Source organism: Pseudoalteromonas lipolytica (assembly GCF_001306915.1).
Lineage (GTDB): Bacteria > Pseudomonadota > Gammaproteobacteria > Enterobacterales > Alteromonadaceae > Pseudoalteromonas > Pseudoalteromonas simplex.
In genome coordinates this window covers 290,339-313,736 of record NZ_LJTC01000005.1, presented here as the reverse complement: position 1 = coordinate 313,736, position 23,398 = coordinate 290,339, and the positions used below count along the sequence as shown (strand labels likewise).

Below are 23,398 nucleotides of genomic sequence, written 5' to 3'. Positions count from 1 at the left end.
AGATAAAAATTATAACTTGTTTATTATTAAAACAAAGGCCAAGTTGCAAACATGCTAAGTCAGCTATTTAAAAAGCCTTCATCTATGATGGTAGGGATCGACATCGGATCACACTGTATAAAGGCAGTGTTATTGCAGGAGACAGACGCTGGTTTGCGGCTTGAAGCACTAGCTATTGAACCTATGCCTAAAGGCGCTATGTCTGAACGTTCTATTCAAGACATAGAAGCAATAGGTAATGTTATCGCGAAATTAAAAAGAAAAATACCTAAATCCGTACAACGCGCTGCTGTTGCAGTGTCTGGGCAAACCGTGATCACAAAAGTAATTTTTATGGATGTATCATTAACTGATGCTGAACTTGAGTCACAAATTGCTATTGAAGCAGACAGCTTAATTCCTTACCCCCTCGACGAAGTTAATATCGATTTTGAAAAACTGGCTATCAATGAAGCGGATCCAAGTAAAGTTAATGTACTTCTTTCGGCAGCGCGAACTGAAAGTGTGCAAGCTCGTGTAGGTGCTCTTGAAACAGCCAACTTAAAAGCGGCAGTGGTCGATGTAGAAAGTTATGCCCTCAGCCGAGCAATGGATGTTTACTATCAACAGTTGCCAAGCGATGCTTACAATAAGTGTGTCGCTGTGGTTGATATTGGTGCTGTTCTGATGTTGGTTAGTGTGGTGCAAGAGGGTGAAACAATTTATACCCGTGACCAAGTATTTGGCGGCGATCAATACACTAATAGTATCGTTGCTTATTATAATAAAAGCTTTGATGAAGCTGAAATAGGTAAAACAACAGGGGATTTACCACCAAATTATACTTTTGAGGTGTTAGCGCCATTCCAAACATCACTATTGCAGCAAGTAAGACGCGCAGTACAAATGTTCTTAACAACCAGTGGTAAAGAGCAAGTTGACTATATTGTTCTAACGGGTGGCACAGCTATGATTGATGGCCTTGACAGGCTTTTAATTGAAGAACTGGGAATCCATACGGTGGTTGCTGAGCCATTTGCAAACATTGAAATCTCCGCAAAAGTGGATCGGAATATGCTGCAGCGTCACCGAACTCAGTTTGCAATAGCCACAGGACTGGCATTAAGGAGCTTTTCATCATGCCACATATAAATTTACTGCCCTGGCGAGAACAGCAAAGAAAAGACTCACAGAATAAATTTATAACTGTGCTTTTTTCTGTTGTTGTTGTCAGCTTTATCAGTATGTATCTATTGAGCTCTTTTTACAGCGGCCTTCGTCAAGGCCAAGATGCAAAGAATAACTTTTTAAATACTGAGATCGCTCTTTTGAATCAACGTATTAGGGAAATTAATGAGCTTGATAAAAAGAAAGAAAACTTACAGCAACGAATGCGTTTAATTGAAGAGCTGCAAAGTAGTCGTAACTTAGGTACACAAATCATGGATGAAGTTGCGAAAATAGTCCCTGCAGGTGTCTATTTGACTAAGTTGGAGCGCCGTGGTGACCAAATTCATGTAACAGGTCGTAGCGAATCGAATAACCGCTTATCGACCATGCTACGTCAAGTTCAAAGTTCTTATTTACTAGAGCGCCCAGTAATGCAAGGCATTGTTGCAGGTGAGCAGACATCAAGACTATTAAGTGACTTTAATATGGATTTTTATGTTAAACCGTTTGATCAGATAGGTGAGGCGCGTAATGAACCTTGATATCAAATCGTTAACTGAAATAGATTGGAATGAAATAGAGCTCGAAAACATGGGTGATTGGCCCATTGCTGTAAAAGCGTTATGTTGTGCTTTTGTAGCTGCAATCGTGTTGTATTTTAGTTATAGCTTATTGGTGTCTGATGAGATTGCCAGCTATCACAGTGCCGTAGCAAAAGAAACTGAGTTGCGTAACACTTACAAGCAAAAATATGCTTTAGCGAGCAACTTAGAACTGTATCGCCAACAAATGGTAGAAATGGAAGAGAAATTTTCTCAACTATTGAAGCGCTTACCTACCTCGAATGAAACACCTGGGTTGCTTGATGATTTATCTTATGTTGGAACGACAAGTGGTTTAACCTTCTTAAAAATTGGTTGGTTACCTGAAATTGAAAAAGAATTTTATACAGAGCTACCGATAAAAATTGAGGTGGTGGGTACTTACCATGAATTCGGTGAATTCGTCGGCAAAGTAGCACAATTACCGCGTATTGTTAGTTTGCATGATTTTACAATTCAAACTTTAGGTAATGGCGAGCTTACTTTTAGTGTTGTAGCCAAAACATATCGTTACGAGGGGGGCACTAAAAAATGAAGAAGCTTTCCTTAGTTATATTAATGAGCTTTGCGTTAGCCGCTTGTAATGATGATACTGCTGAGCAAAAAGAGTTTATCGATCAGGTAAAAGCTAGCACAACGCCGAAAGTTGAACCGATCCCACAGATAGCGCAATTTGAATATTTTGAATACAGTGCAGGCAGACTTCGCAGCCCATTTGTTGCTCCGAAGCCTGAGATTATTCAAAATAACCTTGTGCAGGTGAAGAACTGTCTTCATCCTGATCCAAATCGAGTTCGCCAACCTCTTGAGAAATACCCATTAGATAATTTGCTTATGAAAGGTACCATAGGCCGAGCTGGCAATACTTGGGCACTCATCAAAGCGGCAGATGAAACGCTTTATCGCGTAACCGTAGGTAATTACATTGGTTTGTATCATGGTGAAATAAAAGAAGTGCACGACAATTACATAGAATTATTAGAATTAATCCCTGATGGGGCTGGTTGTTGGAAAGAGCGTCTGACAAAGCTAGAAATGTTAGAGGCGGATACAAATGGTGCAAGTTAATCTTATGAAAGGTAAAAAAAATATGCATAAAGGAATGGCTTGGTTTAAAAACATGCATAAGTTCATGTTAGCTGCACTTGCTTTTTTAATAGCGCAGTCAGCAGTTGCGGCACCTTTACTATATGATGTGCGTTATAACCCATTAATGAAAGGCGAAACACAACTACAGCTAGTGTTTGATGAGGTACTGACATTCGAACCAAAAGTCCAGGTGTATAACTCACCAGCACGCATCGAAATGTTATTCAGTAATGTAGGTGTTGATAATGAAATGCGTGATGTACCTGTGAACCAAGCAGGTATTCAGCATGTAACAAGCACCATGACCGCTGATGGTTTGAAGGTCGTTGTATCGTTAGATAAATTAAAAATCTATAAAACGTTCGCTAAAGATAACATCCTAACGCTGCATGTTTCTGATAACCCAATTAGTGGAGACGAAATAGCGGATCCACTCTCAGCAGCCAATAATTATATAAATACAGTTCAGTCGATAGATTTTCGCCGTGGTGAAAAAGGCGAAGCAAGGCTGTTAGTATTTTTACAAGATACGCAAGCAGCTATAGATGTTCACGAAAGTGGTGGCAAAATTATTGCTGAGTTCCACCATACTGATATTCTCGATGATCTACTTTATCAGCTTGATGTGATGGACTTTGGCACAGTCGTTAGCAATATTGAGACGTTTAAAGAAGGCAATATGACACGTATCGTGGTTGAGCCAAACGCTGCATTTAAATTCACTCATCAGCAAATTGAGAATATTTTTACTTTAACTGTCGAAAAAGATGATACGCAACGCGCTTACCTTGAAGGGGGAATTGAGTATCAAGGACGTCCAATGACGTTAAACTTCCAAGATATTCCCGTGCGTTCAGTACTGCAAATAATCGCAGGTTACAATGAATTTAACTTAGTAACGAGTGATTCTGTTACAGGCAATATTACTTTACGACTAGAAGGAGTCCCTTGGGATCAAGCGCTTGACGTAGTATTGAAAGTGAAAGGCTTAGATAAGCGCATGGATGGCTCTATTTTAATGGTCGCCCCTTCTGAAGAGTTGGCTGCCCGAGAAGCTAAAGAACTTAAAGCTAAGCAGCAAGTTGAAGACTTAGAACCGCTTTATAGCGAATATATTCGCCTTAACTATGCAAAAGCTGAAGAGTTTGCAGACCTATTGAAAACAGACACAAATAGCATTATCTCAGCGCGAGGAAGTGTTTCTGTTGATAAACGAACGAACACTTTGCTGATCAAAGACACTGCAAAAAGTATTGAAAGTGTGCGTCGTATGGTTGAGACCCTAGACATTCCTGTTAAGCAAGTCGTGATTGAATCACGTATGGTGACAGTGAATGATAATGTGCAAGAAGACTTGGGTGTTCGTTGGGGTATTAGTGACGTAGGAAGCGATGGTGCTATTTCTGGCTCTTTAGAAGGCGCTGGCGGCATGTTTGGTGCGGGCTCTTACGATAATATTCCAAGTATTTCTGATCGCTTAAATGTCAATTTACCGGTTTCAAGCCCTGCGGGTAGTATTGGTGTGCAAGTCGCTAAGCTAGCCAATGGCACTATTTTAGATTTAGAGTTAAGTGCGCTTGAAGAAGAAAATCGCGGCGAAATTATCGCAAGCCCACGCATCACGACGGCTAATCAACAAAAAGCACGAATTGAGCAAGGTACAGAAATTCCATACGTTGAAGCTGCATCTAGTGGCGCAACGACAGTAACATTCAAAAAAGCGGTATTGAGCTTAGAAGTAACGCCTCATATTACACCTGACAACAAGGTGATTTTAGACTTAGTAATTACACAAGATACTCGTGGTGATACGGTACAAACGCCAACAGGCTCTGCTGTGGCGATCAATACCCAAGAAATCCAAACCCAAGTATTAGTAGAAAATGGTCAAACAGTGGTGCTTGGTGGTATTTTTCAACAACAAATTGTTAATTCAACTAAGAAAGTACCATTGTTAGGTGATATTCCTTATTTGGGTGTGCTGTTTAAAAGCACGAGTGAATTTAACGAGAAGAAAGAGTTGTTAATCTTCGTAACCCCTAAAATTCAAATTGATTAAGTGATTTTTTCTTAAGCAACGAGCAATTAGCATTTTAATTGCTCGTAATCTGGCTTTTTATGCTAATTGACTTGAAATACCCAAGCAATTACTGAGATAATCCCCTCCTTAATTTTGGGGCCAGGTCGTTAGGCGGGGTTTTATTTCAAATTTTAGAGTTCGTTTGTACTAAAAAGATATGGCTGAGAAACGTAATATATTTCTAGTGGGCCCTATGGGGGCTGGCAAAAGCACAATTGGTCGTCACATTGCTGACCAATTACACCTTGAATTTTTCGATTCAGATCAAGAGATCGAGCGTCGTACTGGAGCAGACATTGCTTGGGTATTCGATCTTGAGGGTGAAGAGGGCTTTCGACTTCGTGAAGAAACTGTAATTTCAGACCTAACTGAGATGCAAGGTATCGTTCTTGCAACAGGTGGTGGTTCTGTGATCAGTAAAGAAGTACGTAACAAGCTTTCTGCTCGTGGTATTGTTGTATACCTTGAGACACCAATCGAAAAGCAAGTTGCACGCACACAGCGCGACAAGCGTCGCCCATTATTGCAAACAGAAGAAGCACCGCGTGATGTACTAGAGCGCTTAGCTGAAGAACGCGAACCGTTATACAAAGAAGTTGCTGATTTTGTTGTCCGCACTGATGAGCAAAGCGCGAAAGTTGTTGCTAATCAAATCATCGAGAAATTAGATTTTTAAAAACCAATAATAAAAAGGAAACTAGCTATGCTTGAATTAACAGTTAATTTGGACGAGCGAAGTTATCCTATTTATATTGGTCAATCTGCTCTTCAAGAGACTGGTCGGCTGCGCGAGCACATCGGCGACTGTCGACCTATCATTATCACCAACGACACCATTGCACCTTTATATCTAGATGATGTAATGACGTCGTTGGCTGATCTTAACCCGTTATCTTTTACCATCCCTGATGGCGAACAATATAAATCACTTGAGTGGTTTGAAAAGATTTCGGCGTTCTTACTTGAACATAACTGTGGCCGCGATACTTGCCTTATTGCCTTAGGTGGCGGTGTGGTGGGTGATCTCACTGGTTTTGTTGCTGCATGTTATCAACGTGGCGTGCCTTTTATTCAAGTGCCAACGACTTTGCTTTCGCAAGTCGATTCATCGGTTGGCGGTAAAACGGCAGTAAACCACCCACTTGGTAAAAACATGATTGGTGCGTTTTACCAACCACAAGCAGTATTTATCGATACGCAATCGCTACATACTTTGCCTGAGCGTGAATTCGCAGCGGGCATGGCTGAAGTGATTAAATATGGCCTTATTTACGACACTGAGTTATTTGCTTACCTTGAGCAAAATATCACTAAACTTAAGTCTCTTGATGAACAAACTTTACAGCATGTGATTTATCGCTGTTGTGAAATCAAAGCCTTGATTGTTGCACAAGATGAAAAAGAAGCCGGTTTACGTGCATTACTAAACTTAGGGCACACCTTTGGCCACGCAATTGAAGCGCAAATGGGTTATGGTAATTGGCTACATGGCGAAGCCGTTGCGGCAGGTATGGTACTGGCAGCACGCCTTGCACATACCCGTGATGACTTAAACGCAGCAGAAGTTGAACGCATTATTAAATTGATTGCTGAGTATGATTTACCCGTCGATATTCCGGCAGAAATGACCAGCGAGCAGTTTTTAACGCACATGCGTAAAGATAAGAAAAATAAAAAAGGCACGATTCGCTTTATTCTACCTACCCAATTTGGTCAATGTGCGCTGGTAAGTGATGTTACTGATCAGCAGGTTTGTGATTTAATAGCGCGCTAATGCAATCGCAAATATTGCCTAGCCGTGCTGCGCTAGTTGATCGAATCGCTCTGCAGTTTGAATATGGGCAAAACCTAATTTGTTTACTCGGTCCTTCTGGCCTTGGTAAAAGCTATTTATTAGAAACCTTCATCACGGATAAATACCTCGACTTTAATAAAGCGTTTGTTCAGTTGTCGGGAAAAATGACCGACCAACAGTTTATGACTGAACTGTTAGAACAAAGCTTTAGCAACCCACTAATTGATCACGCTTTAAGTTTGTCTGAAAACTTCTATCAACTTTATAAACAACAGCCTTGTGGTGATTGTTTATGGGTCATTGATGGAGGGCGTCATTTATCTGAAGAGTTAATTCAGCAATTAGAAGTCCTTGCCAAGCAAAGCCCGAGCACGTTATACATACTGATTGCATCACAATCGGCAGGGCAGTTTAGTCAAGCAGTTGAAATCCACTTAGAGTCGCTAAATTTAAGTGAAAGTAAGCAACTGATGCGTTGGTTTTTCGATAACCTCCCTGTTGAAGAAGACCCAGTTTTTCGCACCTTTTTACAAGAAGCGCATGGTAACCCAGCTTTATTACTTGCTTGGCAGCCTGAACAACAAACTGCAGACATTCGCGCACCAGAAAAAAGCTATAAACTGCTTTATTTAATTTTGCTCTTAATCACGACCATGGTGCTGATCATTGGCTTTTTATATAAAGCTGATATGACTGAGTGGTGGAAAGCGCATTACCAGCAGGATACAACGAACTCTGTGGCAACAGCACTGCCTGCAGAAGCAGTAATCAATGGTCGAGTAGAAAGCAAAGAGCTAGTTCTAGAACAAGCTCAAGACGATCTTCAAGCCGAGCAGCAAGTTGCTACTAATGATGAGGACAACACAACTCAGGCAGCTAAGGTGCCAGTTGATAACTCTGCGATAGAAAACCGTGAGAATGAAAGTCATAACAATAACGTGGCTGCGATTGTTGATAGCCTTTTGCCAGCAGAGCGAATAACACAAGAGACTGAGCAACCAACGACAGATGAAGTTATAGCTGCCGTCATCAACGATGCTGAGCAAACCGAGTCTGCCATTGAGCCAGAGCTGCCATTAGTAGGAAATGCGTGGTATTTATCTCAGCCAGATGACAATTTTGTAATCCAATTACTTGCGGTGACTAAAAAAGAGATTAGCGATAAGTTTATTACTGAAAATGGCTTGCAAGGGCAAGTAAATACTTACCAAAGCTTACGGAGTGGTAAGCCGTGGTGGATTGTAACTTATGGTAGTTACACCACACTGAATGATGCTAAGAAGGGCGTAACAACACTTTCTGATAATGTGCGTAAAAATCAGCCGTTTTATAAAAAAATAAGTAAAATTAAACAAGAAATCGCTTCACTAAATCAGTAAATTAAAGCTGATTAGTGTAAAATCGCGCAACACCGAATTGAAGTTAAGAGCAGATGCAGCAAAAGACCAGAGCCTTCCTTAAATGGGCAGGTGGAAAATACAGCCTAGTTGAAGATATTCGTACCCGCTTGAAGCAAGCGAGTATGGATGCTGACACCTTAGTTGAACCTTTCGTTGGTGCTGGCTCTGTATTCCTTAATACTGATTTTAAGCATTATATTTTAAATGATATAAATGCGGATCTGATCAATCTTTACACTGAGCTTAAGCGCACGCCCGATGAGTTTATTAGCGACGCTAAAAAGTTGTTTGTAGAGCTTAATAACCACCCCGAAGCCTATTACGAATATCGTGTTCAGTTTAATCAAAGCAGTGATGTGTATGAGCGTGCGATTTTATTTTTATACATGAATCGCCATGGCTATAACGGGTTGTGTCGCTATAATCTAAAAGGTATTTTTAATGTTCCTTTTGGTAAATATAAGCGCCCGTATTTCCCTGAAAAAGAAATGCATTTCTTTGCTGAAAAAGCTCAGCAAGCAACCTTTACTTGCTTAGGTTATGACAAGGTATTTAAGCTTATTCCTAATAATGCGGTTGTATATTGCGATCCACCTTATGTGCCTTTGAGTAAAACAGCTTCATTTACTTCTTACGCTAAAGGCGGTTTCAATTTAGATGACCAAGCAAACTTGGCGAATTTAGCTGAGCAAGCCGCATTCGAAAATAACACGCCGGTACTTATTTCTAACCACGATACAGTGTGGACGCGTAAAATCTACAGCCAAGCATCATTAGATGAGATTCAGGTAAAACGCACGATTAGCCCCAAGGGCGGTTCACGCAATAAAGTGAACGAGCTAATGGCTATGTATTTAGCACCAAAGAAACGGTGAAATAAATCGCTGCTACAAATAGACTGAAAAAAATCAGGGCAATGACGATGATAGTACTGAGCGAGTGCTCTTTGAAGTCAGCTTGACGCTTATTTTCTGATTGCACACCAAAAAATGCCGCAAAGACACTTTGTAATGCACTCATGAATTTGTTCATACGATTTAGAACTTAGAACCTAAACCGCTAACTTTCTTTGACTCTTCACTACTTGTTAATAACTCAAGTAAATCAAGATAATGGAACTGAGCACTGCGGCTATCACCCGTTAACCAAGAAAACCATCCTGTTTCTTGTTCTGCTTTCATACATTGAGCAGAAGATGATGATGCGTTAAGCGTGTTGCATGAGCAACCAGACGCCGCTGCTAAAAAGTCGTCTTCATCAGCAGATGAAAAAGATACAAACGCAGCAACCGTAAGTGCGGACGCGATTAAGATCCCTATTTTAAAAGCACGCATGAGAATAACCCTTGTTTGTGTTACTTAAACAAGCATACATAACAATTGCTCAAATAACAAACTTAATTATCGCTGAATTAAATAAAAATTTAATAAAATTAGCTCTTTAAAGTAAATTTAATGTTTATTATTTGTTTCATTTTATTGTGTTGTAGATGGCTTTTTAATAGAGTTATTGCTCAAATTTTGACTAAAATAACACTAATTCAATAGGCTAAAAGGATTAGCTTAAAGCAATCGCCCTTTAACAATCAGCTGCGGTGTTTAAATCAGCAGTCGATTGGGTTACATTATGCGCTCTTCTTGCAGTCGCAAATTTTAATGGAATCTCTCATGTTGGAAACATTACAAAAGTATTTAATTGCCCCTTCTATTTTATCAGCCGACTTTGCCCGTTTAGGTGAAGATGTTGATCGTGTACTAGCAAGTGGAGCAGATGTTGTACATTTTGATGTGATGGATAACCATTATGTGCCAAACCTAACTTTTGGTCCGATGATTTGTAAAGCACTGCGCGATTACGGCATTACAGCCCCGATTGATGTGCACCTTATGGTAAAGCCTGTCGATCGTCTAATTCCCGACTTCGCTGAAGCGGGCGCTTCTATCATCAGCTTTCACCCAGAAGCCAGTGAGCATATTGACCGTACCTTGCAACTCATAAAAGACAGTGGTTGCCAAGCAGGGCTTGTATTTAATCCTGCAACCAGCCTTAGCTACCTTGAGCATGTGCTCGATAAAGTTGATGTGGTGCTATTAATGTCGGTTAACCCTGGTTTTGGCGGCCAAAGCTTTATTCCTCATACCCTCGAAAAGCTTCGCCAAGCGCGTAAAATGATTGATGATTCAGGTCGCAAAATTCGTTTAGAAGTTGATGGTGGCGTTGGCGTTGATAACATTGCTGAAATTGCCGAAGCGGGCGCTGATATGTTTGTTTCAGGCTCGGCGATTTTCAATCAACCAGATTACAAAGCGGTTATCGATGCGATGCGTAACGAGCTTGCAAAGGTTGAGCCATGAAATACGATGCGGCATTTTTCGATTTAGATGGCACCTTAGTCGACAGTGTTTATGATTTATACATTGCGATGAACCTGACCCTAACTGATCTAGCATTTCCGATTGTGACACAAAAGCTAGTTGAAAGCTGGGTAGGTAATGGCATAGAAACGCTTGTAAAGCGTGGTTTGAGTGGCGATATGCAAATCAGTGAGCATTTAGATGAAGCCCTTGCTGAGCGTGCAATTAATTTGTTTTATCAGCACTATGACCAAGTTGTAGGCGATTACAGTGCGCTTTATCAACATGTAGAAACGGGGCTTGCTGCCCTTGCTGGTATTCCTAAAGTGGTGATCACCAATAAGGCTCGTCGTTTTACCGAAAAGCTACTTGATAAACTGTCACTGACTAGTCATTTTCAGTTGATTGTATGTGGTGATGATATGGCAAAGAAACCATCACCTGAGCCTTTACTATTTGCTTGTCAGCAATTAGATGTCAGCCCAGCCAAAGCGGTTATGATAGGCGACTCTAAAAGTGATATTTTGGCTGCCAAAGCGGCTAAGGTGGATGTTGTTGCGCTTAGTTATGGCTATAACCAAGGTGAAAACCTTGTTGATTTCAATCCAGAGTACCTCTGCGAGAATTTCTTAGATATAATACCCGTTCTTACCCAAAGGTAAGTGCATTTTAAATTCGTCTTTTTAGTTTAGTAAAAATATAAAGGAACATCATGAGTAAACCAGTAGTGTTAAGTGGCATTCAGCCAACCGGTGGTATGACAATAGGCAACTATGTTGGCGCTATTAACCAGTGGCTTAAGCTACAGGAAGACCACGAAAGTTTCTTTATGTTAGTTGATTTACACGCTATTACTGTACGCCAAGATCCTGAGCAACTACGCTCGCGCGTGCTTGACGGTATTGCGCTGTATGCTGCATGTGGTATCGACCCAGAAAAAGCGGCGTTATTTGTACAATCTCAAGTGCCAGAACATGCACAGCTTAGTTGGGTTTTAAACTGTTACGCTCAAATGGGTGAGCTTAACCGTATGACGCAGTTTAAAGATAAGTCTTCTAAGCATGCTAATAACGTTAATGTGGGTTTATTCTCTTACCCAGTGCTGCAAGCAGCTGATATCTTGCTATACCAAGCGGATCAAGTGCCAGTGGGTGAAGATCAAAAACAACACCTTGAGTTAACTCGTGATATTGCAACACGTTTCAATAACCTATACGGTGACGTGTTCAAACTACCAGAGCCATACATTCCTGAGTTCGGCGCACGTGTAATGAGTTTACAAGATCCGCTCAAGAAAATGTCTAAATCAGATGAAAATCCAAACGGTTACATTATGTTATTAGATGAGCCGAAGAAGATTGAAAAGAAACTGAAAAAAGCAGTAACCGATTCAGACGAGCAAGCTCGTATCTACTTTGATCGTGAAGAAAAACCAGGTGTATCAAACCTACTTACTTTATTATCAGTGGCCACTAAGCGCTCTATTGAAGATTTAGTTCCAGAATACGAGGACAAGATGTATGGCCATCTGAAAAAAGACACTGCAGCAGCGGTTGTTAATATGATTGAGCCAATTCAAGCACGCTTTAAGGAAATTCGCGAAGATCAGTCATTACTTGATAGCATTATGAAATCAGGTGCTGAAAAAGCGAGTATCCGCGCTGAAAAAACATTAAAAGCAGTCTACGATGCGGTAGGTTTTATCCCTCGCCCGTAAGCTTGTGATAAATTATTGAAATAAAAATACCGCTTGATAGCGGTATTTTTTTAGCTATTAAAAGCTAAGCGCCATTAATACTGTAAATAAACAGATAAGTGCAGCAGCGGTTTTGTCTGTTTTTTCCATTTTTTATTTCTCACCTGTATTCAATTGTTTAATTACATAACCTTTATTTTTTAATAAGCCTAACAAGCTATCTTCACCAGCTAAGTGGGCTGTGCCAACGAGCAGTAACTCTTTTTGCGAATTAGTAAAATAATTTTCAATATGACCAAGCCAAGTTAGATTTCGTTGCTTGATCAACATTTGGTAAGTATTAGGGTCATGTTCTTGTAAAGGCATAAGAGTAAGTTCATCTATTGCTTGCATATCGCCATTTTTCCATGCATCAAGCATTGCGATGTACAGTGCTTGGTAACTAGAAATTTGCGTTAATAGTGACTCAATAAAGGCATTTTCGTCTTGGCTACCTATTTGTTTAAACAGATCTAATTGAAAAGCCACGGTCTCTAGATAAGCGATTTCTTTTTTATCTCGCTTAGCCAATTTCGCGAAGTAACTATCAACACCTTCACCCATAAGTTGTTGCTTTTGAAGTTCTAGCGACATGATTAGCACGCTTAACATAAAGGGGCGAAAGCTATCGAGTTCGCTGAGTTTCATATCATACTGGGCAAGTTGTTCTTCTAGTTGCTGTTTCACCTTTGCTGATAACTTGCTACTCAGTGTTTCGCCAGCTTGATAACTAAGAGTTTTAAGCATAGTGAGTTGTGCTGAGCTATCGCTTGGTGCGGGCACATCAGTTTCAAGTACTAAGATATCAGCCTGTTTATACGCTTGATTAAATTCATCAGGAAGGGGGAGTTCCTTGGGCGGCAAAACGTGGATTGAACCAGCAACATATATAAATTCATCACCTTTACTAACTTTCCATACGGCACTTTTTGCTGCACCAAAACCACTTATTAATAGGCCTGTCGCAGCAATTGATGAGATTAGCAAGTGTCGAGTTAGTGTTTTCATTATTTAAGCCTATTAATTTAAAGAAGCTTGCTCAGCATGCTGAGCAAGCCAAGTATTACTTATTCAGTTGTTGCTCAATTTGCTGATCAATCTTATTGTTCATTTGCTCAATAGATGCTTCGATAGAGGTCTCTAATTTCTTGTTTAGCTTTTGAGTACCTTGAGCATTAAGTAAGGTATTCGTTGATGTAATAATGATTGCAGTGACCGCTAAAAGTGACATCATTTTTAAGACTGAGTTAGCCATAATTTAATTCCTTTAATTGGTTGATTAGTTTTATCAGCGAAGCAAAATTGGTTGGTAGCCCGTTGATGCAAACTACAATAGCGAGGAAAGCTGCTAGAGTCGCTTATCTAGTTCTAAGCAATTTATATATAAGGTTTGAAAATATTAATTTTAATATTTTCAATGGTTTAAGTTTAATTCTTATGAAAGGAAATAAGGTTTTAAATCATTTGATTTTTGCGGTTTTGTCTTTTGATGATAGTTTGGATGCAGCAAATAGGAACTTGGAGGTTTTGATATGGGTTTTAAAGTAAAACATTATGCGGCTAAAACTGTACCTGCGAATAGCTCATTAGAATGGGAGCTAATACCAATCCGCAATAATACTTAATCATTTTGAGGGATTAAACCTGTCGCTATCTGCGTTAAAAATTTCTGATTTAGAACAACTAAATAACGAAATTTTTGCCTTGCTATCAACGAGGCTTTCTTGCCTCAAAATAGATCACTTAATTAAGCGAATTGGTATAATCTTAACTGAGCTTATCATTGGTAGCCTTTGTGCTGCATTCGCAAAGATCGGCTATGATGCCGCTATGTTACTTATTTTTATACCTAATTTAGTAATCGCCTTAGTTTGCTTTGGCTTTATTGGGCTTTCGATATTTCACTTCATAAGAGAAAAACGCAGTAAGCCAAGTGAGTAGTATAGATTGCTGCGCTATTTTTCTACTGGGGTAACGCCTGGCGAGTCGCACGCAATGACTTCAAATCGATAGCCATACTCAGCATGGTGATCAGGGGTTACTTGCACAATCTCATAATCATTCAGCTCAACGGATTTACTGTTTTCTGCTTTTAAACAGCGTGAATAACTATCGGCTTCAAAGCTGTAAGCAAACATGGCAATTAAACGTTTGCTACGTTCAAAGTAACCTTTGGTATCTAGAAACTGACGAAGGTTTTCGGCGGTTTCGCCGTCAACTTCTACATCTACGTCTTGGCTTGGGGCTGAGCTTTGTGTATTTTCAGGAAGTTGTTGCTCGAGCTTTTTACCAAGTTCTTCGACTGCTTTTTGCTGTTCTTCACCTGATTCCTTGGCAATGACTTTACTATCCACAAAGGTGCTGACCATATTGTCGAGCACTTCTTCAGGTGGCTTATCATCAAGAAATGAAATTAAGTTAATAAAGACTACCGACGCTAAAACAAAGCGTACAATGGCGGTTAATAATGGTGAGTAGCTTTGACTAATAAACTTAACTCGCTCAGAGCCAAATGGCTTTATCAGCAATAAAACAAAAATATAAAAAGGTAAAAAAAGTTGAAATAACAATAAAGTACCTAGGGTTATTCCCATTGCCCAAGGTGGTAAATATAACAGGGTGGCAAAGTTATGTGTGTAGTTAAAGTGACTAGCTGAGACATGAGTTACATCATTAACTATGCCGCTTGCACCAGCCAACACAAAATTAGCGATACTGGCATAGAAGATTAAAATCAGTGCTTTGCCGGCAAGCGAGTGCCAAAGTTGGTTAAACTTGGGCCAAAACTCAATAACAAGCGCAATAATGGTGATGGTGGCACTTAACCAGCCCGATTGCAGAACAATCAGGCTGCTTAATGCTAAAAGATAGAGCTTTTGCGCGGTACTTAAGTTAAACCAAATGGCTTTTAACTGTTCAACCAGCCTCGTTTTATGAGGCTGCCAGCTACGTTGCTGTTGTTGAAACTGTTTATTAGCGCGCCATTTTGCAATTTTTAAATACCTACGCACGCAATATCCTTTTTATAGTAATGGTTTTAAGTACCTTCCTGTGTGTGAACGCTCACAATCGGCAACGTCTTCAGGTGTACCAGAAATTAAAATTTCACCACCGCCTGAGCCGCCTTCAGGGCCTAAATCGACAATCCAGTCTGCGGTTTTGATCACATCAAGGTTATGCTCGATAACAACAATGGTATTACCGTGATCGCGTAAGCGGTGAAGCACGACTAATAATTGCTGAATATCAGCAAAGTGTAAACCCGTAGTTGGTTCATCAAGGATATATAAGGTTTTACCTGTATCGCGTTTTGAAAGTTCGCGAGCTAGTTTTACACGCTGTGCTTCACCACCTGAGAGGGTAGTAGCAGCTTGACCTAAGCGAATATACGACAAGCCTACATCCATTAGGGTTTGCAGTTTACGTGCAATAGCCGGAATTTTATCAAAATAGTCACGGGCATCTTCTACGGTCATTTCGAGTACTTGGTGAATGTTTTTACCTTTGTACTGTACTTCGAGGGTTTCACGGTTGTAGCGCTGACCTTTACATACATCACAAGGTACATACACATCAGGTAAAAAGTGCATTTCTACCTTGATCACACCATCGCCTTGGCAAGCCTCACAACGGCCACCTTTAACGTTAAAGCTAAAACGGCCCACTTTATAGCCACGTGAACGGGCTTCTTGAGTACCCGCAAATAGCTCTCGAATACCGGTGAAAATACCGGTGTAAGTTGCTGGGTTTGAGCGCGGAGTACGGCCAATTGGGCTTTGGTCAATATCAATCACTTTATCAAAATGCTCTAGACCCTTGATTGACTTATACGGTGCCGCCTCTGCGGTCGTTGCGCCATTTAACTCGGTATGAGCCAGTTTAAATAAAGTGTCGTTGATAAGTGTCGATTTACCTGAGCCTGATACACCTGTGATACAGGTCATTAAGCCAAATGGAATACGTAAATCAACGTTCTTTAAGTTGTTACCTGTGGCACCAAATAACTCAAGCCATTTGTCGGTAGTTTGATGGCGAGCCGCCGGTACTTCGATTTTCTTTTCGCCAGAGAGGTACTGACCCGTGATTGAATCTTTGCTAGCTAGAATATCGTCATGGGTACCTTGTGCAATAACATGGCCGCCATGAACACCGGCACCCGGGCCGATATCGATAATATGATCCGCAGCGCGAATGGCATCTTCGTCATGTTCAACCACAATAACGGTGTTGCCTAAATCGCGTAAGTGAATAAGGGTTTTTAGTAGGCGGTCGTTATCGCGTTGGTGCAAACCAATTGATGGTTCATCCAGTACGTACATAACACCAACAAGGCCTGCACCAATTTGGCTTGCCAAACGAATACGCTGAGCCTCACCACCAGAAAGGGTATCGGCACTTCGCTCAAGTGATAAATAATTAAGGCCGACATTGATTAAGAAAGATAAACGGTCGCGAATTTCTTTGAGAATTTTTTCGGCAATTTGCGCGCGCTGACCAGTTAAATTCAAGCCATCAAAAAATGCCATGCTTTCACCAATACTCATTGTGGTGATAGCTGGCAAGTTTGTTTGACCTATAAATACATGGCGAGCTTCTTCACGTAGTCGCGAGCCATGACAGCTCGGACACGCTTGGCTTGTTTGGTATTTAGCAAGCTCTTCGCGCACTGAGTTTGACTCGGTTTCACGGTAGCGGCGATTCATATTATTTAAAACGCCTTCAAACTCATGGTTACGCGTAATTAAGTCGCCACGGTCGTTACGATAGTTAAAGGCAATTTTAGTTTTGCCAGAACCTTCAAGAATTACCTTTTTGGCCTCTTTACTAAGCTCTTGGAAAGGCACTTCTAGGTCAAACTTATAATGCTCTGCGACAGCTTGCAGCATTTGAAAGTAATAAAAGCTGCGTTTGTCCCAGCCTTTAATTGCACCGCCCGATAAACTTAGCTCTGGATTTTGTACAACACGGTTTGGATCAAAATACTGACGCACACCTAAACCATCACAGCTTTGACACGCACCTGCCGGGTTATTAAACGAGAATAAACGCGGCTCAAGTTCACTCATAGCGTAGCCACACGTTGGGCAGGCAAAATTAGCAGAAAACAGCATGTCTTCACTGAGTGAATCGTCCATTGCCGCTACATGGGCAATACCACCTGATAGCTCAAGGGCTGTTTCGAATGATTCAGCTAAACGCTGTTGTTGGCCATCTTTAACTTTAAAACGGTCAACCACGACCTCGATAGTATGCTTTTTATGAAGCTCAAGGGTCGGTGGATCTGATAAGTCACAGACTTCGCCATCGATACGGGCGCGAATGAAGCCTTGACTTGCGAGTTGCTCAAGCAGCTTAACGTGCTCACCTTTACGATCTTTTACTACTGGCGCTAATAGCATTAGCTTACTTCCTTCAGGAAGCGCTAAAACCGTATCGACCATTTGGCTGATCGTTTGTGCTGCAAGCGGTAAATCGTGAGTAGGGCAGCGAGGCTCACCTACACGGGCAAATAATAAACGTAGGTAATCGTAAATCTCGGTAATCGTACCGACCGTTGAACGCGGGTTATGCGACGTTGATTTCTGTTCGATAGAGATAGCCGGCGATAAGCCTTCGATGTGATCAACATCGGGTTTTTCCATTAGTGATAAGAACTGTCGTGCATACGCTGACAGTGACTCAACATAACGACGTTGCCCTTCTGCATACAAAGTATCAAACGCTAAAGACGATTTCCCTGAACCAGATAGGCCAGTGATAACTATCAGCTTATCACGGGGAATGGTTAGGCTGATGTCTTTTAAATTGTGCGTACGGGCGCCTCGGACTTCAATGTTTTCCATGCTATCTCGTTTTATTACCTAATTATTTTTTCAGTATCTCATAATACGCGATAAGATTAATCCTTGATCAAAGAAAAAATCATCACTTACAGGTGATTATTTAGTTTTCGCTTGTGGTAGAATCCACGCTCAAATTTTAATAGACAGCAAGATCAGTAATTCATGACAGCATCTTCACTCAACTCTCGAGAAAAACGCGCAGCCGTTTCGTTGGCGAGCGTCTTTGCATTCCGTATGCTTGGCCTATTTATGCTGATGCCAGTATTGGCTATCTATGGGCAGCAATTAGAAGGGTTTTCGCCGCTTTGGATTGGCTTTGCTATTGGTGCTTATGGTTTAACGCAAGCCGTGCTGCAAATCCCTATGGGTTGGTTGTCTGATAAAATTGGTCGTAAAAAAGTGATTATTGGTGGCCTTTGTGTGTTTGCACTTGGCTCTGTAATTGCGGCAACCGCTGAGTCTGTGCAAATGGTTACGCTTGGGCGTGCACTTCAAGGCATGGGGGCGATTGCCAGTGCCTTATTGGCGCTTGCTTCTGATTTAAGCCGTGATGAACAACGTCCGAAAGTTATGGCCGTGATTGGTATGTGTATTGGTATGAGCTTTGCCGTTGCTATGCTACTAGGGCCTATTGTTGCTGCATCGTGGGGAGTTGCTGGGGTATTTTGGCTTACCGCAGGACTGGCCATTTTAGGTATTTTAATTGTGTTGTTTTTGGTGCCTAATGCTGTCAATAAGGCGCCAAAAGGTGACACACTTGCTACGCTTGATGATATTAAGCAACTGATTAAACACCCACAATTAGCACGCCTCGATTTTGGCGTAATGCTGCTTCATCTTACATTAACTACCGTATTTGTAGCCTTACCAGGCCAACTGATAAAAGACGGCTTAGTCGCAGACCATCATTGGTATTTATATATCCCTGTGCTGTTTTTAGCGTTTTTCTTGATGGCACCAATGATGATTGTGGCGATCCGTAAAGAAAAAGAAAAACAAGCCTTTATTGGCTCAATCGCACTGCTTGTTTTAAGTATGCTCGCGATGTCGTTATGGGTTGATTCGGTGATTGGCATCGGTATTTGTATGTTGGTTTACTTTATTGCTTTTAATTTTTTAGAAGCAACCATGCCTGCACTTGTTTCGCGTATTGCCCCAGCAAACCAGAAAGGTTCTGCGATGGGGGTATTTTCATCTACGCAGTTTTTTGGTGCCTTTTTAGGTGGTTTATTAGGGGGTTACGTTGCTCAAGCATTAAGTGCGCAAGCAGTGTTTGCGGCGGCGGCACTTGTTGGGGTAATATGGCTTATCCTTGCTTGGAATATGCAAGTCCCACCAAGAAGTAAAATAATTAGCTTAATGACTGAATTAAGTTCAGAGCAGCAGGCACAAGCGCTTGCTTCTCGTCTTGTTGCTTTACCGGGCGTAATTGAAGCAACGGTTGTCTGTGATGAAAATCGCAGCTATTTAAAGATTAATGATAAAGAATTTGACCTAGACCAAGCACGCAAAGTGGCTGGTTTAATCTAACGTTTTATAGGAGAAGTTCCATGGCACGCGGTGTGAACAAAGTTATCTTGGTTGGTAATTTAGGCCAAGATCCAGAAGTACGTTATATGCCTAATGGCAATGGCGTAGCGAATATCAGCATTGCTACGACAGATAGCTGGAAAGATAAAAACACAGGGCAAATGCAAGAGCGTACTGAATGGCACCGTGTCGTGTTATTTGGCAAACTAGCAGAAGTTGCTGGTGAATACCTTCGTAAAGGTTCACAAGTGTACATTGAAGGTCGTTTACAAACGCGTAAATGGACTGATCAATCAGGCCAAGAAAAATACACTACAGAAATCGTGGTAGACATGGGCGGTCAAATGCAAATGTTAGGCGGTCGTGGTGAGCAGCAAGGTGGTGGCGGTGGCTATCAAGGTGGTCAATCACAAGGCGGTTACCAAGGTGGTCAGCAACAAGGTGGCGGTTACGGCGGTGGTGCACAGCAATCACAAAGCAATAACAGCTATGCTCCACAGCAACAGTCTGCGCCAGCACAGCAGCAACAGCGTCCACAACAGCAGTCTGCGCCGCAGCAGAGCAATAACCAATATGGTGGCGGTTATGGTCAGCAGCAAAACAATGCACCTCAACAAGGTGGTTTTGCTCCTAAGCCTCAAAATGCCCCACAAGGCGGCGCATCAAATCCAATGGAACCACCAATCGACTTTGATGACGATATCCCGTTCTAATTCACAATATGATTAGATTGTAGAGTTAATTTTTAAAACCCAGCTTAGTTGCTGGGTTTTTTATTTACGCAATACTTCGTAATCACTACTTTTGTTTGGGTTGTGTTGATTACAAAATAATTCTCATTAACTCTTTTTGCTAGGTGTTTAAAATTACAAAACTTTTGACAGCGCTGGTTATAGGATATTTCTGATATTGCTTTAAATCGCCCCACAGCCTTGTATTTATAGGGTTCTTGAACAACACTTTGTGTATGTTTAAGCAACTAACCTGTGAAATGAAACGAGACTTAACTTCACGAATAAAGCAACCGGAGGCCATCTACGTGGCGGCCGCATTTTTGCTGTTAGTTGTTTTTAATATTTTTTTAAGTGATGTGTTACACGACAAAGTGCACCGAACAGGCACTGAACTAGCCAAACAGGTGTATGAGCTGAACCTTGATCCGGTTGTGTCGCAAGATATCATTGCCACATTAGTTAAAAGCCAAGGCTTTGCAATGAATGCTAGCGACGTTCCGCAAAACTTTGCGAATTTCATCGATCTTGAGCAGGAGGTTTTTAGCTATAAGACTGTTAATTTACGCTTATTTCATTGGCCTTCATGGTTAGTTGAAAGTCACTTATTTATATTTTTAAATTTAATATTGCTTGGCACTGGGTATTGGGGTTTCCGTTGGTGGAAAAAAATGTTCAAGCAATTAGAAACCTTAGAGCAGCCACAAATACAAAGCCAAGAGCAGCAAGTGGTTGAGGCACCGCCAAAGCAGTTAACATCTCCAAAACCATTAGCGCACCAAGATTTGAATATCTTATATGGTGTGCCAACTAATTATAATCATTTGTTTGCACTATTTTTTTGGAAAAGCCCGTTTCCTGCTAACCTTGATATCGATAACTACTTTAAATTAGTGATTGCCAAAGGCTTTGGTGAGCTTGTAAATCGCTCTGTTAAATTACTGCCTTCTGGCGGTATCGCTGTCACCTTAAATAATGTACCTGCCACTGAAATTGATAAATACACAAAGCGACTACATCAAGTTATCTATCAAGCTTGTCTAAATTACCGTAGTGATTTGTCTCGCGCTGATATAAAAATTGGTGTGTGTAATTACCGCACAGGGGCTGATCAGGCAGTGGTTTATCAGCTTACTAAATCGGCATTAGCACTGGCGAAACAAAGCGCTTGGCAGCATATTCATCGCTTACCTTTTGGTCACACGCAGTCAAACATGCTGGCTGATAGCAAAGAACATCTTTTTGAGTATATAAAGAAAAAACACTTTATGTTGTTTTTTCAGCCGTTATTTGACTTGCAAACGGGCGATATTTTGCAGCATGAGGCATTGATCCGTATTCGACACAAAAGCTTAGGTTTGCTTGCTGCTAGGCACTTTATTCCACACATGAGTAGTAAAAAAGATGTTTTACTGTTAGATAAAACCGTAATTTTACAAGTAAAAAAGATGTTGTTGAATGAGTCTGGTAGCTTAAAGGTAAGTATTAACTTGCATGCGATGAACTGGTTCAATGATGAGTTTTGGGATTGGTTAAATCAGCAGACAGATGACTTTAAGTGTATCGACAGGTTGCAATTTGAACTCAGCGAAGATGATTATTTAAAACAGCATAAAAAGCTTAGTACACAGTTCGAGTGTTTAGAAAAACTCTCGGCAGGTATAGTTATTGATAATGTACGCAGCAGTGAGCACCTAGCGACCTACAAAGGCATTAATAACATTTGTAGTATTAAGCTAGCTTTAGAGCTAATTCATAATATAGACACAAGTGCTCAGCAACAAAGAATTGTTAAGCAAATAATTACTAAAGGGGCAGAGCTAAACTTTCCTGTCTATGCAGTTGGAGTAGAAACACAGAACGAACTTGCGACCTTAAAAAACTTAGGTGTTATTGCCGCGCAAGGCTTTTACTTTGCCGAGCCATTACAAAAGCTGGCGGATATTACGCCCTATAGTTAGTCAATGAGTCCTCGGTACTTGAGGCCATTTAACCCTTGTAGCCCACCTGTATGGACTGCAATGATGTGCGAACCTTTAGCAAAGTAGCCTTGCTCTATAAGTTGCCATACAGCAAAGAGCATTTTACCGCTGTAAATTGGCTCAAGCGGAATAGTGTGTTGCTTGCTAAAAGTTTGGCAAAATTGCCACAAGTTATCGCTAAACTTTCCGTAGCCACCATCATGAAAGTCGCAAAGCAGCTGCCAGTTTTGTTGCTGATTTGCTTTATTACTTAGCTGCTTTATCTCATCAATTAAGTAGTGCGCTTGTTTCAGTACTGCGACACCTAACAGCTTTGTGTGCTGCGGTGCGCCTTCAATTAACCCCGCCAATGTACCGCCACTGCCAGTAGGGCAAACAATCACATCAGAACTTGGTAGGCTCAGTGCTAACTCTTTGCAACCTAAAAGCGCAGCTGCGTTGGTGCCGCCTTCTGGCAATATGTAGGCATTCGGAAACTGTGCTTGTAACTGTGCTAAGTAAGTGTGGTCGTGCCTTAACCGGTAAGTAATTCGATTTACTGGGTGTAAGCTCATACCGCATTGCTTTGCGTAGTTAAGTGTTGGATTTGCTTCGTCTAGTTCAGGGCCGCGAATAATGCCGTGTGTTTTAAAACCAAATAGTTTACCCGCAGTTGCTGTGGCATGAATATGGTTTGAAAATGCACCACCAAAAGTGAGTAGTTCAGATTTCTTCTGTTGCTGCATGGCTTGCAAGTTAAATTTTAGCTTACGCCATTTGTTGCCACTAATTTGCGGGTGAATAAGATCATCACGCTTGATGCTGAGCTGAACTTTACGTGCCGCTAATAAGGGGTGATGAATTGTTTGTACTGGTGATTCAAAAGAACTATTCACGGTATCATTTTTTAGTAAATAAACACGCCCAATTGTAGCAAAGTCGTCTTAGAGATAGAAATTAGTCAATTAAACCAAAATGATTTTGTTATTTACTGGCATCAACTAAGGTAATAGAGGTAAACTGAGATAATAATTGAACAAAGCTTGTGTTTTGCCTTGCAAGTACATAGCATAAGAGTTTAATTATAAAAAATAATAATGACCAAATAATTGCCGCTTTTTGGGAATGG

The 23,398-nt window shown here is 41.0% G+C and carries 22 protein-coding genes; 15 read left to right on the top strand and 7 right to left on the bottom strand.

The features are described 5' to 3' along the window. The first annotated feature begins 51 nt into the window (after positions 1-51). The 9 genes from AOG27_RS09640 (at position 52) to AOG27_RS09600 (ending at position 8,990) form a co-directional block, all read left to right on the top strand. Positions 52-1,131 (top strand): pilus assembly protein PilM, encoded by a 1,080-nt coding sequence (locus AOG27_RS09640; protein ID WP_054552809.1) that lies wholly within the window; start codon positions 52-54, stop codon positions 1,129-1,131. Next, positions 1,119-1,691, top strand: a complete 573-nt coding sequence (locus AOG27_RS09635) for a PilN domain-containing protein (RefSeq protein ID WP_054552808.1) — start codon at positions 1,119-1,121, stop codon at positions 1,689-1,691. Before AOG27_RS09640 ends, AOG27_RS09635 begins: the two co-directional genes overlap by 13 nt. Next, a complete protein-coding gene (locus tag AOG27_RS09630) occupies positions 1,681-2,286 on the top strand; it encodes a type 4a pilus biogenesis protein PilO (RefSeq protein ID WP_054552807.1) in 606 nt (201 codons plus the stop codon). The genes AOG27_RS09635 and AOG27_RS09630 overlap by 11 nt, the downstream gene beginning before the upstream one ends. Then, entirely contained in the window at positions 2,283-2,819 is a 537-nt protein-coding gene (locus AOG27_RS09625) for a pilus assembly protein PilP (RefSeq protein ID WP_054552806.1), read from the top strand. Before AOG27_RS09630 ends, AOG27_RS09625 begins: the two co-directional genes overlap by 4 nt. A 22-nt stretch (positions 2,820-2,841) precedes the next feature. Next, positions 2,842-4,899, top strand: a complete 2,058-nt coding sequence (locus tag AOG27_RS09620) for a type IV pilus secretin PilQ (RefSeq protein WP_419177728.1) — start codon at positions 2,842-2,844, stop codon at positions 4,897-4,899. A 178-nt stretch (positions 4,900-5,077) separates the two neighbouring features. Further along, positions 5,078-5,596, top strand: a complete 519-nt coding sequence (gene aroK, locus AOG27_RS09615; protein WP_036973192.1) for a shikimate kinase AroK — start codon at positions 5,078-5,080, stop codon at positions 5,594-5,596. A 27-nt stretch (positions 5,597-5,623) separates the two neighbouring features. Continuing rightward, positions 5,624-6,694, top strand: coding sequence for a 3-dehydroquinate synthase (gene aroB / locus AOG27_RS09610; RefSeq protein ID WP_054552805.1), 1,071 nt, complete (start codon positions 5,624-5,626; stop codon positions 6,692-6,694). Beyond that, entirely contained in the window at positions 6,694-8,094 is a 1,401-nt protein-coding gene (locus AOG27_RS09605; RefSeq protein WP_054552804.1) for an AAA family ATPase, read from the top strand. The genes aroB and AOG27_RS09605 overlap by 1 nt, the downstream gene beginning before the upstream one ends. Positions 8,095-8,147: 53 nt before the next feature. After that, entirely contained in the window at positions 8,148-8,990 is an 843-nt protein-coding gene (locus AOG27_RS09600; protein ID WP_054552803.1) for a Dam family site-specific DNA-(adenine-N6)-methyltransferase, read from the top strand. Here AOG27_RS09600 and AOG27_RS09595 read toward each other — a convergent pair. Both AOG27_RS09595 and AOG27_RS09590 read right to left on the bottom strand, forming a co-directional pair. After that, entirely contained in the window at positions 8,962-9,147 is a 186-nt protein-coding gene (locus AOG27_RS09595; protein ID WP_054552802.1) for a DUF2970 domain-containing protein, read from the bottom strand. The two genes, AOG27_RS09600 and AOG27_RS09595, sit on opposite strands and share 29 nt — an antisense overlap. 5 nt (positions 9,148-9,152) lie before the next feature. Beyond that, a complete protein-coding gene (locus AOG27_RS09590; RefSeq protein WP_054552801.1) occupies positions 9,153-9,449 on the bottom strand; it encodes a hypothetical protein in 297 nt (98 codons plus the stop codon). 333 nt (positions 9,450-9,782) lie between these two features. On the opposite strand from AOG27_RS09590, the gene rpe reads away from it, so the two are divergent. From rpe to trpS, 3 genes are read left to right on the top strand one after another with little or no spacing between them, the layout of a single operon-like run. Next, positions 9,783-10,469 (top strand): ribulose-phosphate 3-epimerase, encoded by a 687-nt coding sequence (gene rpe / locus AOG27_RS09585; protein WP_054552800.1) that lies wholly within the window; start codon positions 9,783-9,785, stop codon positions 10,467-10,469. Beyond that, positions 10,466-11,131, top strand: a complete 666-nt coding sequence (locus AOG27_RS09580) for a phosphoglycolate phosphatase (RefSeq protein ID WP_054552799.1) — start codon at positions 10,466-10,468, stop codon at positions 11,129-11,131. Before rpe ends, AOG27_RS09580 begins: the two co-directional genes overlap by 4 nt. Positions 11,132-11,181: 50 nt before the next feature. Further along, a complete protein-coding gene (gene trpS / locus AOG27_RS09575) occupies positions 11,182-12,186 on the top strand; it encodes a tryptophan--tRNA ligase (protein ID WP_054552798.1) in 1,005 nt (334 codons plus the stop codon). Between the two features lie 132 nt (positions 12,187-12,318). Here trpS and AOG27_RS09570 read toward each other — a convergent pair whose 3' ends face one another. The 4 genes from AOG27_RS09570 to uvrA form a co-directional block, all read right to left on the bottom strand. Further along, positions 12,319-13,212 (bottom strand): TraB/GumN family protein, encoded by an 894-nt coding sequence (locus AOG27_RS09570; RefSeq protein WP_054552797.1) that lies wholly within the window; start codon positions 13,210-13,212, stop codon positions 12,319-12,321. A 55-nt stretch (positions 13,213-13,267) separates the two neighbouring features. Continuing rightward, positions 13,268-13,459: a hypothetical protein gene (locus AOG27_RS09565; protein ID WP_054552796.1), complete on the bottom strand. Its 192-nt coding sequence runs from the start codon at positions 13,457-13,459 to the stop codon at positions 13,268-13,270. 700 nt (positions 13,460-14,159) lie between these two features. Further along, positions 14,160-15,215: a hypothetical protein gene (locus AOG27_RS09555; protein ID WP_054552794.1), complete on the bottom strand. Its 1,056-nt coding sequence runs from the start codon at positions 15,213-15,215 to the stop codon at positions 14,160-14,162. Between the two features lie 12 nt (positions 15,216-15,227). Beyond that, positions 15,228-18,047: an excinuclease ABC subunit UvrA gene (gene uvrA, locus AOG27_RS09550; RefSeq protein ID WP_054552793.1), complete on the bottom strand. Its 2,820-nt coding sequence runs from the start codon at positions 18,045-18,047 to the stop codon at positions 15,228-15,230. A gap of 162 nt (positions 18,048-18,209) precedes the next feature. On the opposite strand from uvrA, the gene AOG27_RS09545 reads away from it, so the two are divergent. From AOG27_RS09545 to AOG27_RS09535, 3 genes are all read left to right on the top strand, one after another. Beyond that, entirely contained in the window at positions 18,210-19,577 is a 1,368-nt protein-coding gene (locus AOG27_RS09545) for an MFS transporter (RefSeq protein ID WP_054552792.1), read from the top strand. A gap of 20 nt (positions 19,578-19,597) precedes the next feature. Continuing rightward, a complete protein-coding gene (gene ssb / locus AOG27_RS09540; RefSeq protein WP_054552791.1) occupies positions 19,598-20,290 on the top strand; it encodes a single-stranded DNA-binding protein in 693 nt (230 codons plus the stop codon). Between the two features lie 326 nt (positions 20,291-20,616). Continuing rightward, a complete protein-coding gene (locus AOG27_RS09535; RefSeq protein ID WP_161804348.1) occupies positions 20,617-22,269 on the top strand; it encodes an EAL domain-containing protein in 1,653 nt (550 codons plus the stop codon). Here the strand turns inward: AOG27_RS09535 and AOG27_RS09530 are convergent. Further along, a complete protein-coding gene (locus tag AOG27_RS09530) occupies positions 22,266-23,132 on the bottom strand; it encodes a 1-aminocyclopropane-1-carboxylate deaminase/D-cysteine desulfhydrase (RefSeq protein ID WP_419177730.1) in 867 nt (288 codons plus the stop codon). The genes AOG27_RS09535 and AOG27_RS09530 overlap by 4 nt on opposite strands. Positions 23,133-23,398: the final 266 nt, after the last annotated feature.

What these genes read in the sequence shown, in the direction of transcription:
- AOG27_RS09640 (WP_054552809.1), top strand. Translation starts at nt 52, where the DNA reads ATGCTAAGTCAGCTATTTAAAAAGCCTTCATCTATGATGGTAGGGATC.
- AOG27_RS09635 (WP_054552808.1), top strand. Translation starts at nt 1,119, where the DNA reads ATGCCACATATAAATTTACTGCCCTGGCGAGAACAGCAAAGAAAAGAC.
- AOG27_RS09630 (WP_054552807.1), top strand. Translation starts at nt 1,681, where the DNA reads ATGAACCTTGATATCAAATCGTTAACTGAAATAGATTGGAATGAAATA.
- AOG27_RS09625 (WP_054552806.1), top strand. Translation starts at nt 2,283, where the DNA reads ATGAAGAAGCTTTCCTTAGTTATATTAATGAGCTTTGCGTTAGCCGCT.
- AOG27_RS09620 (WP_419177728.1), top strand. Translation starts at nt 2,842, where the DNA reads ATGCATAAAGGAATGGCTTGGTTTAAAAACATGCATAAGTTCATGTTA.
- aroK (WP_036973192.1), top strand. Translation starts at nt 5,078, where the DNA reads ATGGCTGAGAAACGTAATATATTTCTAGTGGGCCCTATGGGGGCTGGC.
- aroB (WP_054552805.1), top strand. Translation starts at nt 5,624, where the DNA reads ATGCTTGAATTAACAGTTAATTTGGACGAGCGAAGTTATCCTATTTAT.
- AOG27_RS09605 (WP_054552804.1), top strand. Translation starts at nt 6,694, where the DNA reads ATGCAATCGCAAATATTGCCTAGCCGTGCTGCGCTAGTTGATCGAATC.
- AOG27_RS09600 (WP_054552803.1), top strand. Translation starts at nt 8,148, where the DNA reads ATGCAGCAAAAGACCAGAGCCTTCCTTAAATGGGCAGGTGGAAAATAC.
- AOG27_RS09595 (WP_054552802.1), bottom strand. Translation starts at nt 9,147, where the DNA reads ATGAACAAATTCATGAGTGCATTACAAAGTGTCTTTGCGGCATTTTTT.
- AOG27_RS09590 (WP_054552801.1), bottom strand. Translation starts at nt 9,449, where the DNA reads ATGCGTGCTTTTAAAATAGGGATCTTAATCGCGTCCGCACTTACGGTT.
- rpe (WP_054552800.1), top strand. Translation starts at nt 9,783, where the DNA reads ATGTTGGAAACATTACAAAAGTATTTAATTGCCCCTTCTATTTTATCA.
- AOG27_RS09580 (WP_054552799.1), top strand. Translation starts at nt 10,466, where the DNA reads ATGAAATACGATGCGGCATTTTTCGATTTAGATGGCACCTTAGTCGAC.
- trpS (WP_054552798.1), top strand. Translation starts at nt 11,182, where the DNA reads ATGAGTAAACCAGTAGTGTTAAGTGGCATTCAGCCAACCGGTGGTATG.
- AOG27_RS09570 (WP_054552797.1), bottom strand. Translation starts at nt 13,212, where the DNA reads ATGAAAACACTAACTCGACACTTGCTAATCTCATCAATTGCTGCGACA.
- AOG27_RS09565 (WP_054552796.1), bottom strand. Translation starts at nt 13,459, where the DNA reads ATGGCTAACTCAGTCTTAAAAATGATGTCACTTTTAGCGGTCACTGCA.
- uvrA (WP_054552793.1), bottom strand. Translation starts at nt 18,047, where the DNA reads ATGGAAAACATTGAAGTCCGAGGCGCCCGTACGCACAATTTAAAAGAC.
- AOG27_RS09545 (WP_054552792.1), top strand. Translation starts at nt 18,210, where the DNA reads ATGACAGCATCTTCACTCAACTCTCGAGAAAAACGCGCAGCCGTTTCG.
- ssb (WP_054552791.1), top strand. Translation starts at nt 19,598, where the DNA reads ATGGCACGCGGTGTGAACAAAGTTATCTTGGTTGGTAATTTAGGCCAA.